General features: G+C 67.5%; 15 protein-coding genes. 9 read left to right on the top strand and 6 right to left on the bottom strand.

From position 1 onward, the window contains the following. The first annotated feature begins 14 nt into the window (after window positions 1-14). From ACHQ4I_RS40230 to ACHQ4I_RS40210, 5 genes are all read left to right on the top strand, one after another. The gene (locus tag ACHQ4I_RS40230; RefSeq protein ID WP_420777168.1) at window positions 15-1,376 is read left to right on the top strand and encodes a protoporphyrinogen oxidase; all 1,362 of its coding nucleotides are present in this window, start codon (window positions 15-17) and stop codon (window positions 1,374-1,376) included. 146 nt (window positions 1,377-1,522) lie between these two features. Beyond that, on the top strand, window positions 1,523-1,993 hold the full coding sequence (locus tag ACHQ4I_RS40225) for an RrF2 family transcriptional regulator (protein WP_420777167.1): 471 nt from the start codon (window positions 1,523-1,525) through the stop codon (window positions 1,991-1,993). Continuing rightward, window positions 1,990-3,225, top strand: coding sequence for a globin domain-containing protein (locus ACHQ4I_RS40220; protein WP_420777166.1), 1,236 nt, complete (start codon window positions 1,990-1,992; stop codon window positions 3,223-3,225). The genes ACHQ4I_RS40225 and ACHQ4I_RS40220 overlap by 4 nt, the downstream gene beginning before the upstream one ends. Before the next feature lie 99 nt (window positions 3,226-3,324). Then, window positions 3,325-4,020, top strand: a complete 696-nt coding sequence (gene hemQ / locus ACHQ4I_RS40215) for a hydrogen peroxide-dependent heme synthase (protein WP_420777165.1) — start codon at window positions 3,325-3,327, stop codon at window positions 4,018-4,020. Between the two features lie 321 nt (window positions 4,021-4,341). Continuing rightward, entirely contained in the window at window positions 4,342-4,587 is a 246-nt protein-coding gene (locus ACHQ4I_RS40210; protein WP_420777164.1) for a hypothetical protein, read from the top strand. Window positions 4,588-4,668: 81 nt separating this feature from the next. On the opposite strand, the gene msrB is transcribed toward ACHQ4I_RS40210, so the two are convergent. From msrB to ACHQ4I_RS40190, 4 genes are all read right to left on the bottom strand, one after another. Then, on the bottom strand, window positions 4,669-5,112 hold the full coding sequence (gene msrB / locus ACHQ4I_RS40205; RefSeq protein ID WP_420777163.1) for a peptide-methionine (R)-S-oxide reductase MsrB: 444 nt from the start codon (window positions 5,110-5,112) through the stop codon (window positions 4,669-4,671). Window positions 5,113-5,159: 47 nt separating this feature from the next. Then, window positions 5,160-6,515 (bottom strand): glycosyltransferase family 87 protein, encoded by a 1,356-nt coding sequence (locus tag ACHQ4I_RS40200; RefSeq protein ID WP_420777162.1) that lies wholly within the window; start codon window positions 6,513-6,515, stop codon window positions 5,160-5,162. A gap of 207 nt (window positions 6,516-6,722) precedes the next feature. Then, entirely contained in the window at window positions 6,723-8,279 is a 1,557-nt protein-coding gene (locus ACHQ4I_RS40195) for an alpha/beta hydrolase (RefSeq protein ID WP_420777161.1), read from the bottom strand. Between the two features lie 122 nt (window positions 8,280-8,401). Continuing rightward, complete coding sequence (locus ACHQ4I_RS40190; RefSeq protein ID WP_420777160.1) at window positions 8,402-9,163, bottom strand: pyrimidine reductase family protein; 762 nt, start codon at window positions 9,161-9,163, stop codon at window positions 8,402-8,404. Between the two features lie 35 nt (window positions 9,164-9,198). Between ACHQ4I_RS40190 and zapE the strand changes: the two genes are divergently transcribed. The 3 genes from zapE (at window position 9,199) to ACHQ4I_RS40175 (ending at window position 11,962) form a co-directional block, all read left to right on the top strand. Next, window positions 9,199-10,215, top strand: a complete 1,017-nt coding sequence (zapE, locus tag ACHQ4I_RS40185; protein WP_420777159.1) for a cell division protein ZapE — start codon at window positions 9,199-9,201, stop codon at window positions 10,213-10,215. Window positions 10,216-10,231: 16 nt separating this feature from the next. Continuing rightward, window positions 10,232-11,062 (top strand): tyrosine-protein phosphatase, encoded by an 831-nt coding sequence (locus ACHQ4I_RS40180; RefSeq protein WP_420777158.1) that lies wholly within the window; start codon window positions 10,232-10,234, stop codon window positions 11,060-11,062. A gap of 147 nt (window positions 11,063-11,209) precedes the next feature. Beyond that, window positions 11,210-11,962 carry an alpha/beta fold hydrolase gene (locus ACHQ4I_RS40175; protein WP_420777157.1) on the top strand — a complete coding sequence of 251 codons (753 nt, stop codon included), beginning with the start codon at window positions 11,210-11,212 and terminating at the stop codon, window positions 11,960-11,962. Between the two features lie 5 nt (window positions 11,963-11,967). Here the strand turns inward: ACHQ4I_RS40175 and ACHQ4I_RS40170 are convergent, their stop codons facing one another. Together ACHQ4I_RS40170 and ACHQ4I_RS40165 are read right to left on the bottom strand one after the other, a co-directional pair. Next, window positions 11,968-12,507: a GNAT family N-acetyltransferase gene (locus ACHQ4I_RS40170; protein ID WP_420777156.1), complete on the bottom strand. Its 540-nt coding sequence runs from the start codon at window positions 12,505-12,507 to the stop codon at window positions 11,968-11,970. Continuing rightward, a complete protein-coding gene (locus ACHQ4I_RS40165; protein ID WP_420777155.1) occupies window positions 12,504-13,730 on the bottom strand; it encodes an MFS transporter in 1,227 nt (408 codons plus the stop codon). Before ACHQ4I_RS40165 ends, ACHQ4I_RS40170 begins: the two co-directional genes overlap by 4 nt. Before the next feature lie 198 nt (window positions 13,731-13,928). On the opposite strand from ACHQ4I_RS40165, the gene ACHQ4I_RS40160 reads away from it, so the two are divergent. Further along, the gene (locus tag ACHQ4I_RS40160) at window positions 13,929-15,158 is read left to right on the top strand and encodes a cytochrome P450 family protein (protein ID WP_420777154.1); all 1,230 of its coding nucleotides are present in this window, start codon (window positions 13,929-13,931) and stop codon (window positions 15,156-15,158) included. Window positions 15,159-15,175 lie beyond the last annotated feature (17 nt).

The raw sequence follows: 15,175 nt of genomic DNA, 5'->3' as shown, positions 1-15,175 counted from the left end.
GCTACGGTCGCGGCATGAGAATCGCGGTTGTCGGGGGCGGGATCAGCGGGCTTGTCGCGGCGTACCGGTTGCGGGTGCTGTTGGGTGGGCGTGCGGAGATCGTCGTCATCGATCGGGGCGCGCGGGTGGGTGGGATTCTCTATACCGGCGAATTGGCCGGGGAGCCTTTGGATCTCGGGGCGGAGGCGTTCGTCGGGCGGCGGCCCGAGGTGCCGGAACTGCTGCGGGAGCTCGGGCTCGAATCGCAGTTGGTGGTCCCGGCGGGGTTGCGGCCGCTGCTCTGGTCGCAGGGCCGTGCGCATCCGCTGCCGGAACGCACCCTGATGGGGATTCCGTCGAATGCCGAATCGATGCGCGGCGTGGTCGATGCCGAAACGCTCGAGCGGATCGACACGGAATCCCGGCGGCCGTTCGCCTGGTATCCGGACGCCGATATCGACGTCTACAGCCTGGTCGCCGACCGGTTCGGCGCACAGGTCGCCGAGCGCAGCGTCGATCCGCTGCTCGGTGGTGTCTACGCGGGCAGTTCGCGCTCCATCGGCGTGCGCGCCGCGCTGCCGACCCTGGCCGCCGCGCTCGACGACGGTGCGCCCAGCCTCACCCACGCGGTGGTTGCCGCCATGCCGCCGCCCTCGAACGCGCCCGTCTTCGGCGGCCTGCGCGACGGCTATCGAGTGCTCCTGGACGCATTGGCCGCGAAGTCCGAGGCGGAATTCGTCACCACGACCTCGGCCACCCACCTGACCCGCGCGACCCACGGCTGGGTACTCGAACCGGTCGGCGCGGTGGACGCGGTGGTGCTCGCCACCCCTGCCCCAGTGACCGCGAACCTGCTGCGCTCGTTCGCCCCCGCCGCCGCATCGGCCGCCGCGGGCATCGAGCTGTCCTCGTCTGTCGTTGTGGCCCTTGCCCTCCCGCGCGACACCGCGCTGCCCCAGAATTCCGGCATCCTGGTCGCCACCGGAGAACCACTGCGCGCCAAGGCTTTCACACTGTCGAGCCGCAAATGGACCCACCTGGCTGAACGTGAGACCGCCGCGGTCCGAGCCTCATTCGGCAAATTCGGCGACGACTCCACCCAGACCTGGTCCGACGCCGATCTGATCGCCGCCGCCACCGAAGACCTCGCCACGGTCACCGGCACCACCATCGAACCGATCTCCGCCCTCGTGCAACGCTGGCCGGGCGGCCTCGCCCAATACGCTCCCGGCCACCTCGACCGAGTAGCCGAAATCGAATCCGTCACAGCCGATTTCGACGGCCTCGCGATAGCTGGCGCCTACCTTCATGGTGTCGGTGTCCCCGCTTGTGTCGCCTCGGGCACCGCCGCCGCCCACCGCATCGCCACCGCCCTGAACCGAACCGCCGCATCCTGATCGAGTCCGGCGCGACGGCGGACCGCCGCCCGGCGGGCCGGACATCGCGGCGTTGTCGCTGCGCAAAAAACCGCACGATATGACGTAATTAAGGACACGGCCGCTGGGGGATGTGGCGGTGGTTGCCCGCCGGTAGCGTCGGGCTCATGCAGCTCTCACGGTTCACCGATATCGGCCTGCGGGCCATCATGCGGTTGGCGGTGAGTGACGAGGCCGACGGCCGGGTGACGACGCGCTTGATCGCACATCAGGTGAATGCCTCCGAACGCCATGTGGCCAAAGCGGTTTCGCGACTGATCGAACTCGGTCTCGTGCAGGCGCAGCGCGGTCGCACGGGCGGGTTGTTCCTCACCGAGGCGGGCCGCTCGGTCTCGATCGGGTGGTTGATCCGCGAACTGGAGGGCGATCGGGAGGTGGTCGTGTGCGAAGGCGACCATCCGTGCCCACTGATTGCCGGTTGCCGATTGCGCCGGGCACTGGCCGAGGCCAAGGCGGCGTTCTACCGGGAACTGGACCGGTACACCCTCGACGAACTCGTCAGCGCGCCGACGGCCGGATTGCTGCGTCTGCTCGCCACATCCGCGGCGGGCGGTTCAGTGAACAAGGAGTTGTCATGAACACCGCGGTCCGTAGCGAACCGGAACTCGAAGCACACCACGCCGAAATCATCCGCGCCACATTGCCTTTGGTGGGTGCGCAGGTGGACGCGATCACCACGGTCTTCTACCGCACCCTGTTCGGCAATCATCCCGAACTCATCCGCGACCTGTTCAATCGCGGTAACCAGGCACAGGGCTCCCAGGCGCGGGCCCTGGCCGCCTCCATCGCGACCTTCGCCACATATCTGGTCGACCCGCAGCTCCCGCACCCGACCGCCATGCTCGCGCGGATCGGACACAAGCACGCCTCGCTCGGCGTCACCGCCGAGCAGTACCAGGTCGTGCACGACAATCTGTTCGCCGCGATCGTGGAGGTGCTCGGCGCGGACGTCGTCACCGCACCGGTGGCCGCGGCCTGGGATCGGGTCTACTGGCTGATGGCCGATGCACTGATCGACCTGGAGAAACAGCTCTACGTGGCGGCCGGAGTCGAGCCGGGCGATGTGTTCCGGGATGTCATCGTGGTCGAGCGCACCGACGATCCGTCCGGTGTCGCGGTCTTCGCCGTCGAATCCGCCGATCCATCCGCACCACTGCCGAGTTTCCTGCCGGGCCAATACATTTCGGTCGGCGTGCGGCTCCCCGACGGCGCCAGGCAGTTGCGTCAGTACAGCTTGGTGAACGCCGCGGGCGGGGGCACCCTGGCCTTCGCGGTGAAACGGATCGATGCCGCGGGCGGCTGCCCGGCGGGCGAGGTCTCGTCATGGCTGCACCAGACCGTGCGGCCCGGCGACGCGCTGCAGGTGACCCTCCCGTTCGGCGATATCGTCGTCGACACCGCTGCCACCACCCCGCTGGTGCTGATCTCGGCCGGTGTCGGCGCGACACCGATGATCGCAATCCTCGAACAGCTCGCCGTCGACAACCCGGACCGGCCCACCGTCGTGCTGCACGCGGACCGTTCCCCACAGACCCATCCACTGCGGGCACGCCTGCGTGAGCTCGGCACCCGGCTGCGCGCCGCCACGGTCGAACTCTGGTACGAACAGGAAGCCGGGGACGCCCACCACGGGCTACTCGACCTGGCGGTGGTCGACCTGCCCGCCGACGCCGACATCTATGTCTGCGGCGGCTCCGGATTCCTCGACTCGGTGCGCGCCCAGTTGCTCGCCGCCGACGTACCCGAGGAACGCATCCACATCGAGCAGTTCACGCCGACCGACTGGCGCCTGGACGGCTGCCCGGTGTAGCGGCGCGATCGGCTCGCGCCGGAAACGCCGGCGCGAGCACCCGCGTCGGGAACGGCCCGCGCGGATACTCCCACCCACCGCAGTGGCACGATAGGAACCATGGCGCGACTCGACTATCAAGCACTCAATTCCACCATTCGCTACCTGATGTTCTCGGTGTTCCAGGTGCAGCCGGGCGTGCTGGGAGACGACCGGGAAGGTGCCATCAAGGAGGCGCGGGCGTTCTTCGATGGGCTCGCCGAGCGTGATGTCGTGGTGCGCGGCATCTACGACGTCGCGGGGATGCGCGCCGATGCCGATTTCATGATCTGGTCGCATGCCGAGCGGGTCGAGGATCTGCAGTCGGCATACGCGGACTTCCGTCGCACCACCGAGTTGGGCCGGGCCAGCGCGCCGGTGTGGAGCAATGTGGCGCTGCATCGGCCCGCCGAGTTCAACAAGAGCCATATCCCGGCGTTCCTGGCCGGTGAGGATCCGGGCAACTACATCTGCGTCTACCCGTTCGTGCGCTCCTACGAGTGGTACCTGCTGCCCGATGAGGAGCGTCGCAAGATGCTCGCCGACCACGGCAAGGCCGCGCGCGGCTACCCGGACGTGCGCGCCAACACCGTGAGCTCCTTCGCCCTCGGCGACTACGAGTGGATCCTCGCCTTCGAGGCCCCGGAACTGCACCGCATCGTCGACCTGATGCGCGACCTGCGTGCCACCGAAGCCCGCCTGCACGTCCGCGAGGAAGTCCCGTTCTTCACCGGCCCCCGCGTCGAGATCGAAAACCTCATCGCCGCCCTGCCCTGACCCGCTCCGATCCCGCAGACCAGCACGTCGGGTCGGGACCCGCGTGCTCAATCGGGACTGGTGTTCTGTCGGAGCCCGCGCGCTCAGTCGAGGCTCTGTCCGGATCCGCCCCTTTGTCGGGATCTGCACTCCCCGTGTGCGCCTACAACAAGTGCGAATCCCGACAAAGCGCGCGGCTTTCGCTTGCGCGGTGGGGAACTCGGCGAGCCGGAGCGGGTGGGGTGGTCGGTGGCACTACGGTGCGTGCAGGGTTCCGACGAGCGGGAGGTTTGGCGAGTGTCCGGTGGGAGATGCGCGGCCGGTTTCGTTGCGGCGGTATTGATGTCAGGACCGTTGGTGGTGGGCGTGCCGCCCGCGGTGGCGGCCCCGGATTCGGGTTCGTCGCTATTGGCGGATGCGCCCACCGGGTCCGCATCCTCGTGGGCGGGAGTGCCGTCGGGCTCGTCCGATGCCTGGGGTGAGGCGTTTTCCCCTAGCGGCTCAGCGCAGCGCACCCGCGGCATCATGTTTCTGTTGTGCCGGGTGTTCATTGATCTACCGCTGGGCAGTCAGCAATGCAATTACTGACCGCTTGCGCATGCCCCAGCATTTCGGGGCATGCGCAACAAGCCGGTCGGTCTGTATGTTTCGCTCAGCGCCGCAGGTGAATTACTCCGCTGCACTGCCCGAGGGGTGCAGTTGCAGGGCGATGGAGTTGATGCAATAGCGCTTATCGGTGGGCGTGTTGTATCCCTCGCCCTCGAAGACGTGGCCGAGGTGGCTGTGGCAGTTCGCGCACAGCACTTCGACCCGGCGCATGCCGAGGGTGTCGTCCGAGCGCAGGATGACCGCCTCGGACTTCGCCGGATCGAAGAACGACGGCCAACCGCAATGCGAATCGAATTTCTCGGTGCTGCGGAACAATTCGGCGCCGCATGCCCGGCACACATAGACGCCTTCGGTCTTGGTGTCGGTGTACTCGCCGGTGAACGGGCGTTCGGTCGCGGCCTGTCGCAGCACCGCGTACTCCTCCGGATTCAGCTTGGCCTGCCACTGCTGTGGGGTCAGCTGGATGCGCGGCGCGGGTAGGGACGTGTCGGCGTCGGAACTCATTGCTCCACGCTAATAGGTTTCCCGCGGCAGCGCCGCACACTCCGCCACTACTTCAGCGCACTCGCTTGCGCTTCGCTCCGCAGCTCGGGCTGCTCGACCTCCACGCCGTTCGTACCGGCGTCGGCTTCGTGCACACCGGCCTCCTCGATCGCGCGCGACGCTTCCGCGACCGCATCCGGTGCGTCCGGCGCCGGCCGCATCCATTCCGGGTCGATCCCGAACCGCAGCCGACCCTCGCGCCGCGCCGCCAGATACCGGTCACCGAGCACACAGGCGATGACGATCAGCAGCAGGCCCCAGCCGAAGGTGATGCGCAGGTACTCCAGGTTGCGCCCGACGCCCTGCCAGCGGTCGGAGAGCCACTTGTCGTAGGACATGAACCCGAAGACCGCCAGCCACGCTGGCCAGTTCCGCATCACCGAATTGCGCAGCACCACCGACATCAGCAGCGGGAACAGCATCATCGAGTAGTACATCTGCCCGAGCGAGTTCAGCAGAAACTCCGCGGTCATCAGCACACCGGAGGCGGTGGTCACGAAGAACAGCTCGTCGTCGCGGTAGTAGCGGTACAGCAACCACAGCGAGATGAGCACCAGTGCGCCCATCAGAATGCGAATGCCCCAGGTCAGCCACAGCGGCAGGCCGTAGTACGCCGCATTGCCGACGATGGCGCTGTTGAAGTAGTCGCGCGGGTCGGCGAGGTAGCGAGCGGTTCTGGTGAAGAATTTGTCCGGATCGGCCGACAGCGGCCATGCGATCGCGGTCAGCGCCAGCGGGACGCCGATGGCGGTGTAGAAGACCTTCCACTGCCCGCGGGCCGCCGCGATCAATACCAGCGGCGCGAGCGTCGGTTTGACCGCGATGCTCAACCCCAATAGCGCACCGGCCCACAGATCTCGCCGCGCCAGCAGCAGCATGATGAAGGCCACCTCGGCCACCAGCACACACCCGTTCACATTGGTGAAAACCAGTGTGTTGATGACGGTTTCGGAGCTGAACATGGCCAGCAGCAGGATCGGCGCGGCCATCGACGACAGTGTGAACTTGAACAGCTTGAGCAGCAGGTACCAGGCCAGGATGATGGCGGCGGCATTCAGCAAGATGAAGCACCAGCGCGACTTCTCCGGGTCGATCAGCGCCAACGGCGCGATCAGCAGGGTGCCACTCGGCGGGTACAGGTAGTGCGGATCCACCAGATCGTAGTTCGCGGTGTACACCGGGCGGTGGTTGAGGAACGCCAGCGACGCGTTGTAAACGGGTTTGAAGTCATCGGTGATGAACCCGTTGACGGCCTTGATGAAGACCCGGTTGAGCACGGTCATGACCGCGAGCGGCCAGAGTGCGAACTTGATCACCTCGGCGGTGGTGCGAGCGGTGCGAGGCTCGAGCTGTCGAAGTAACACTGGGGCACGGTACACCGGATCCGCTCGTGACGGTTGCCGGGACCTACCTGGCGCGCCGACATTAGGGGATCATGACTACCCCTCGCTGTCGCTCGCTTCGTCATTCCCCCTAGGGGGCTGTGCCTTCGCTTCGCTCGCTCATGTGCCTACCCCTCGCTGTCGGTCGGCTTCGTCACTCCTCTAAGGCCGTGCCGTTGATGCGCTCGCTCATGCGGGGCATGCGGTGCCGTCCGCAGGAAGCTTGGCCTCCTTCAGATAATCGATGAGAGCCCGTTGCGCACAACCGGAATGGGCGAAAACCGGGTGCCCCCAACCCTGCCAGGTGATCGCGGCCTTGCGCGCGCCCGCAGCCCCGAGTGCACCGGTGACCGAGGCCTGGCCGCCATCGCCGACCAGCGGATCAGCGGTCCCGCCGAGGACCAGAACCGGCAGGTCCAGCTTCTCCGGCAGCGGCGGCGCGGCACTGACCGGCCAGGCGACGCAGGCCATCATGCCGATCGCGGCCGTCCTGCCGAAGACCGGATATTTCGTGCCCCAGGTGTCCGCGAGCTCCTTGGCCTTGGTCGGGCTCGGCGGGAGTTGGTTATCGGTGCAGCGGTTGACGAACTGGCCGTCGGCCGCGGTGGCGGCGGATTCGCGCTGGATCAGCGTCCCGAGCGGTCCGCGATCGCCGCGTCCGGCCGCCGAGAGCGCGTCGGCGAGTTCGGCGATGTGCGCGGATTGGTCGCGCGGACCGGCGAGGAATCCGGACAGCCCCGTCAGCAGCGCGTTCGCGGAGATGTCGCCGAGTCCGCCGCTGCTCGCCTTGCGCACGAGGTCGATGATCGCGGCGCGCGGGTCGGCGCCGAGTGAGCAGCCGATTCCGGTGCAGCGCTGCGCGAATGCCGTTACGGCCGCCTCCGCGCCCTGGACGTGCTGTTCGGTGCGGGTGACGGCATCGGTGCCGACGGCCTCCGGCGAATCGAGCACCAGTCGCGCCAGATGGTCGCCGAACTTGCGTGCGTAGCTGAGCGCGACCTTCGCGCCGTTGCCCGAACCGAGCAGATCGATCCGGTCGACCTGCCACTGCCTGCGCAGCTGTTCGATGTCGTCGGCGGCGTGCGGTGCGTCGAAGGTGCCCTCATAGGGCTGTAGGAAATCGCGGCAGGCGATGGTGGCGTCCTGGCTGAATCCGGTCACCGCCTCGACGGGATCGCTTGCGCCCGGCCCGAATTGTCCGTTATCGGCCAGGCCGCGGCGCGCATCGACCGGCATGCAGTCGATCGGCTGCGATGTGCCCAGCCCACGCCGGTCCACCGCGACGATCGGGCGGCTGGCCAGCAGCCCGTTACCCCCGCCGACCGCGAGACCGGCCAGCGTGGCGGTGGAGGATCGGTCCGCGCCGGAGGTAATGACAAGCGGCGCGACATCGGTCGGGGTCTGCGGCATCCGGGCCCGCATGGCGCCGGTGCGGAAGTTGCCGAGCACCCCGCCAGTCGAGTCGATCGGGGTCGTGTATTCGGCGCAGTCCAAGACCAAACCGGACGGTGCGGTACCGAGACCGAGCAGGTCGAGCGTCGGTGTGGTGCAATCGTGCCAGGTCAGATCGGTTTTGGGGACACCGGCAGCCGGCGGCGGCGCGATCACCGTGGTCGGGCTCGGGCCCGCACCGCCCTGGGGCGCGCGCTCGACGGCAACGCCGGGGCGATCGGAAGGTCCCGCACCGCATCCGGCGATCATGATCGAGAGTGTCGAGGCCAGCACGACGGCCCGAGTCCAGCGCATGCGCTACAGCCTGCCAGGTTCGTGCGGTTGTTTCACAAAGCAGGCGTAGATGCGGCAAAGCGTGACGGCGCACCGCCCGCGAGCGGGTATGGCGCGGTCCGTGAATTCGGGTGTCGTGTAGGTCATCGGCGCGTCCAGCGGGTCAACATGGTGCCGTCGTCGTCGAGCAAGATGTGCCTGCGCACCATCGGTGCGCGGAACTCGTGTCCGGACAGCGAGATTCGGCGGGCGGTGCCGCCGACCAGGATCGGCGCGGTGGTGAGGCACAACTCGTCGACCACATCCGCCTCCAGCAGCTCACCGAACAGATGCGGTCCGCCCTCGAGCAGTACGCGGCGCAGTCCGAGGTCGGCGAGTGTGCGCAGCAAACCGGATGGCGTCACGGCGACGCCGCCCGCCTCGACCACCTGCGCGCCGGCATCGGCGAGTTGCTGTTTGCGGTCCTGCGGTGCGGCGGCGGTCGTAATGATCAGCGGCGGCACTTCGGTATCGGTGAACAACCGCGCGCCCGGTTCGAGCGCGGCGCTCGCGGTGACCACGGCGATCGGCGGCGGCGCGCCGTCGCGATGGCCGCCGATACCGCGGTCGTAGAGCGCGCGCCGCAGCCGCGGATCGGTGCGCGCGCCGCCGTAGTTCTCCGCGCGCGCGGTACCCGCGCCGACCACGATCACATCGGCCAGTTCACGCAATATCGAGAACACGGTTTTGTCGGCGGGGGTGCCGAGTCCTGCGGAGAGATCGCCGCTGGTGGCGGATCCGTCGATGCTGGCGACGAAATTGGCGCGGACCCAAGGGGCCTGGAGGTCGGTGGGGTAGGCGTACAGCTCGGCGAGGTCGTCGCGGCTCAGTCCTGTGAGCTGGATCGCATTGTGGATACGCTGCATGAAGGAAGATCACACCACGTCATTAGGCTTCGCCCATGCAAGAACGCCTTGTCGATCGCCATCCGGAGGTTCCGGCGGACCAATTGGTCGCCCAGATGGTGCCACCGCCCATGTTCGACGAGGTCAGTTTCGCCTCCTACATTCCGGACCCGAAGGAGCCGAGCCAGGCGGCCGCGGTCGGCAAGGCCGAGGCTTTCGCCGGGCAGGTCGCCAAGATCAACCAGGCGGCCAACAAGAAGAGCCTGTTCGGGAAGAAGAAACCGATCAGCGGCGCCGGGCTGTACCTCGACGGCGGCTTCGGCGTCGGCAAGACCCACCTGCTCGCCTCCATCTTCCACAGCGCTCCCGCGCCGAAGTCCTTCGGCACCTTCGGTGAACTCACCAATCTCGTTGGCGCACTTGGCTTCAACAATGCCCTGGAGCGGCTATCGGCGAACAGCGTGCTGTGCATCGACGAATTCGAGCTCGACGACCCGGGCGACACCATGCTGGTCTCGCGGCTGCTGACCGAGCTGTCCGCGCGCGGCGTCTCGATCGCCGCCACCTCCAATACCCTGCCCGGACAGCTCGGCGAGGGCCGTTTTGCCGCCCAGGACTTCCTGCGTGAGATCAAGAAGCTCGGTTCGATCTTCGAGCCCGTGCGCGTCGATGGTCCGGACTACCGGCACCGCGATCTGCCGCCCGCGCCTGAACCCACCTCGCCGGACCTGCTGACCGAACGGGCCGCTGCCACACCGAGTTCCACGCTCGACGAGTTCGACGCGCTGCTGAAGCATCTGAGCACGCTGCACCCGTCCAAGTACGGCGCGCTGATCTCGGGGGTGTCGTCGGTGTTCATCTCGGATGTGCATCCGGTGACCGATCAGGCAGTCGCGCTGCGGATCGTCGTGCTGGCCGACCGGCTCTACGACGCGAGCATTCCGGTGACGGTTTCCGGTGCGAAACTGGACGAGATCTTCTCCAAGGAAATGCTCGACGGTGGGTACCGCAAGAAGTACCTGCGCGCGATATCGCGTCTGCTGGCGTTGTCGCGCTTCGAGGTCGCGGCGTAGCGGTCGAGGAGGGTCGATGAGACCGGGTTACACCGATGATCGGAGCACTGCGATGGTCCGCCGTTCGATTCGCGTTCCGGTGGCATTGGCCGCCGGTCTCACCGTCGCCTTCGGGCCGGTGGCAGGCCTCGCCCCGGCCGATCCGGTCAGTATCGCCGATCCGGTCGCCTTCGACCGCTCGCTGAACCTGCAGGGCGTGCAGAACGGCCGTGACGCGGGTGGCTACCGCACCGCCGACGGACACTGGGTGCGCACCGGGCTGGTGTACCGCACCGGCCAGCTGAACAACGCGACCCCGGCCGATCTGGCCGTGTTGAGCGAGCGTCGGGTGCGCGTCGTCGACGATCTGCGCACCGTCTACGAGCGCACCATCGCCGCGGACCGCGTCCCCGGCGATGCGGTGGCCAACTGGGACGACGTCATCGGCCAGGCTCCGCCGCAAACCCTGGTCACCACCCTCACCGGCGGCGGCGACCTGTACCGCGCGTTCATCACCGCGCCCGGTGCGAATCAGGCCTTCGCCTCGGTGCTGCGCGACATCATCGACACCGATGGCGCCGTACTGTTCCACTGCACCGCGGGCAAGGACCGCACCGGCTGGACCGCCGCGGTCCTGCTGACCATCCTCGGCGTCGACCGCGATACCGTGACGCAGGATTATCTGCTGTCCAACCAGTACCGCAACGCCAGCTCGAACGATCCGCTCAACGGCGTCTCCGCCGCGTGGCTGGATGCCGCCTTCGACCAAGCGAACCGGACCTACGGCAGTTTCGAGAACTATGTCCGCGATGGACTGAAGCTGTCCGCCGACGACGTCGCCGCGCTGAAGGCGAAACTGCTCGTCTGAATCACGCTGTAACACAGCAGATCCCGGGCCTCGGGCCGACAGCGTGGGCAGACGCTCGCGTGCGGTATCGCGGCGCGGATGGTGGTGGACTTGCCGGCACAGACAGAACTCGTAAACCCCTCGGGGCGGCGCCACTACGATCCGGTCATGACGAAGTTCACTACCTGGGACGGACTCGAGCTCAACTACCGCATGTGGGAGGGCGAGGGCATCCCGGTTGTTCTGCAGCACGGAGTCGTGGCCGATACGAATGCCAACTGGATGGCCACCGGCGTGGTCGCGGCGCTGCAGGCCGCCGGGCGCACCGTGGTCTCGCTGGACGCGCGCGGGCACGGCCGTTCCGAGAAACCGCACGAGGCGGCCAGGTACACGTGGGCCGGGATGGCACGCGATGTCAGCGCACTCTACGACGAACTCGGCTTCGATCGCGTTGTGCAGGTGGGCTATTCGATGGGCGCGATCATCTCGCTGCTGGTGGCGGGTGCGGACGAGCGGGTGCGCAAGCTGGCCGTCGGCGGCATCGGCTCCGGCGTGCTGGACTGCGGCGGCGTCGACCGGCGCGTGATCGATATCGACGACCTGCGCACCGCCATGCGCGGCGACGGCGCGGGCGCGCCACCGATCGCGATGATGTTCCGGATTCTCGCCGATGCGGTGCGCGCCGACCGCGACGCCATCGAGGCGGTCGCGACCGGCCTGGACGAGGAGCCGATCAAAACCCTGGCCGACATCACGATGCCGAGCCTGGTGCTGGCGGGCGATAGGGACCCGTTCGCCGCCGAGCCCGATCGGCTCGCGGATGCGCTACCGGACGGCACTTTGCGGGTCGTCCCAGGTGATCATCTGATGGCCGTGGTGGATCCGGCCTTCCATACGGCGCTGGTCGAGTTCGTGGACTGAAGGCGTCAGAAAGCCAGCCGCATAACTAAGTCGTGATGCAACTGACTGCCGACGGTGAACGTCTTGGTGCCGACCCGCTCGAATCCGTGCTTGAGGTAAAACCGCTGGGCGCGCACGTTTTCCTGATTGACCCCGAGCCACACCCCGGCCATGCCGTCCTCCCGGCCCCGCTCGAGGGCGGCATGCATCAATGCCTTCGACACCCCGGCGCCGTGGTGGCCGGGCAGCACGTACATCTTGCTGATCTCTACGACCGGCCGCAGACCGACCGCCTCGGCGACCTCGGGATCGGCCGGATCGCCGTAGTGCAACATCGCGTAGCCGACGATATCGCCGTTGGTGACCGCCTTGAGCACGATCCGGGTGGGGTCGCTGAGGTACTCGCCGAAACGTTCGCTGGAGAGCACCTCGGATATGAAGATCTCGATATCGTCGGGGGTGGCGTGCGGCGGGCACGCGAGCGGAAAGGTCGCGGCCGCAACATCACTGAGGGCCTCGGCGTCCCATAATCCGGCCCGGTCGACGGTGACTGGGATGTTGCTCATATGTCCAGTACAGCATGACCTTCGCTCGACGCGGAAAGTTCATCCGGTTCGGAACGGGAATGGAATACACGCGCGAGTCCGATAACGATCGCCATGAACAGCACCGGGATCACGAAACCGATCCGGTGTCCGAACCCGGCGGCGATGGCGCCGACCAGCCCACCGCCGACGAGTGTGCCCGCGTAGTTGAACAGGTTCAGGCGGGCGATGAGCGCGTCGAGCTGGCGTCCGCTGGTGAGTTGTCCGGCCTCGCTGAAGCACAGCGGCGCGACCACGCCGGTCCCGAAACCGCCGATCAGGAAGCCCGCGATCGCGACCGCAGGCCCCGGCGCGACCACCGCGACCGCCAGCCCGAGCACGCCGATCGCACCCGCGACGCGCACCACCCTGCGTCCGCCGAGCCGGCGCACCCACAGATCCCCGGACAGCCGCGCGGCCAGCGAGGCGCACTGATAGACGGCCAGCGCCAGCGCCGCGGTGGACGAACTGGCCAGCAGATCCTCTTTCAGATACAGCGCCGACCAGTTGCTGACGGCGAGGTCGATCGCGAAGACGAGCGAGGCCGCGATGCCGAAGGCGAGGTACCTGCGCACCGGAACCATCGCGGATGCTGCGGATTCGCTGGCTTCTACCTCCGCGGGACCGGCCTCGGCCTCGCGCGCGCCCAGCAGGCGCGGACCGATCACCAACCCGACCACCAGGACCAGCCCCGCCGCCGTCAACAGCGATTCGCGCAGTGTGACATCCAAGGCCTCGCAGGCGGAGACGAACAGCGCGCCGATGATCGATCCGGCGCTCCACACCGCGTAGAACGAGGACAGGATGAATGTCCCGTACCCGTGCTGGATGAAGACACCCTGCATATTCGTGCTCGCGTCGACGATGCCGACCGCGATCCCGTAGAGGCCGAGCGTGATCAGCAGGACAGGCGTATTGGGCGCCATCGCGATCGCGCATCCGGTGACCGTGATCCCCAACAGCCCGACCCGCACCGTGACCCGGCTCGACCAGCGCGTCGCGACCTGCTCGGCCGCCACGCTGCCGACACCGGCCAGGATCGACACCAGCACCACCGAACCGGCGATCAGACCGTCGGACAATCCGAAGCGATCCTTCTGCTGGGGCAGTTCGGTGAGTACGACGGCGAAGAAAAAGCCCTGCAGCCCGAATGCGAAAGAATTCGCGATCCGGGCACCACGCAGGACAGGAGAAATCGGTCCCATCTGCGGAGAGTATCGGCCAGGCTGCCGCTGTGCCGAACGAAACGGCCGCGATCATACTTTCGTCGGATGTGGTGCGCGCGACAGTCATCCTTTGGTCAGCTACGGCTGCTACCGTCGGCGCGCGGGTGGTCGAGATCGTTGCCGCGTGCCACTATCGAAGGGGCGCAAGACAACTCGCGAACGGGGAAGGGCCGTCGAATGAGAAAGCTGCCGCAGGACTTCTTTCATACACCGTATGCCTTCTATGAAGAGCTACGCGCCGAAGGCCCCGTGCACGTCATCGAGCTGAATACCGGTGCCCGCGCCTGGCTGGTGGTCGACCTGGACGCCGCGCGCGAGGTGCTGCGCCATCCTGCCATCCGCAAGGATCCGCGGACCGACGCCAGCCGCAAGGCTCGTGGCCTGCCCGCCGATGACACCGGCGTCGGCGCGGTGAATACGCGGATCAGCTACCACCTGTTGAATACCGATCCGCCCGCGCACGCACGGTTGCGGCGCCTGGTCACCCCCGCGTTCGCGCCGGTCCGGATCGAAGCGCTCGCACCGCGCGTGCTCGCGATCGCCGATGAACTGCTCGACCGGATGGCCGCGGACGGCGCCGGACGGGTAGATCTGTTGTCGGAGTATGCGTTTCCGCTGCCCATTACCGTCATCTGTGAGTTGCTCGGGGTGCCGGTGGCCGATCGAGCGGAGTTCCGGGAATGGTCGCGGATCATCGTCGAACTGTCCACGGCCACGCAGGAGGAGATCCGGCACGCGACCGACGCCATCGCCGACTACTTCGAGCAGTTGATCGCCCGACGTCGCGCCGAGGGTTTGGGCGAAGACCTCATCTCGGACCTGATCGCCGCCAATGCCGACGGTGACCGCCTCACCGACGACGAGCTGATCTCGATGGTGTTCCTCATCCTGGTCGCGGGCCACGAGACCACGGTGAACCTGATCGGCAATACCGTATTCGCCCTGCTGTCGGATCCGGCACGCTACCGTGCGCTGCACGGCAATCCGGAGGACGTGCCCGCGCTGATCGAGGAGATGCTGCGCTACGACGGTCCGGTGAACATCGCGACCCTGCGCTACACCACCGCCCCGATCACGCTGGGCGCCACCGAGATTCCCGCCGACCAACTGGTGCTCGTCGCATTGGGTTCGGCCAACCACGACGAACGGCACTTCGACGGCGCCGCCGAGTTCGATCCCCAACGGCCCGCCTCCGGCCATCTGGCCTTCGGTCACGGGATCCACTACTGCCTCGGCGCGGGTCTGGCCAGGCTGGAGGCACGCATCGCCATCACGCGGCTGGTCGAGCGTTGTCCGCAGCTGCGGCTGGCGGCCGACGGCGGGGAATTGCGCTGGCGGGAGAGCACGCTCATCCGCGGTCTGCAGGATCTTCCGGTCGAACTGACGGGTGCGCCGGCGCTGCGTTGATCAGGCTTTGCGCTCCA

This window comes from Nocardia nepalensis (genome assembly GCF_048910785.1).
GTDB classification, from domain to species: domain Bacteria; phylum Actinomycetota; class Actinomycetes; order Mycobacteriales; family Mycobacteriaceae; genus Nocardia; species Nocardia nepalensis.
Note: the sequence above shows the minus strand (reverse complement) of the source record. Positions and strands in the feature narration are given on the sequence as shown.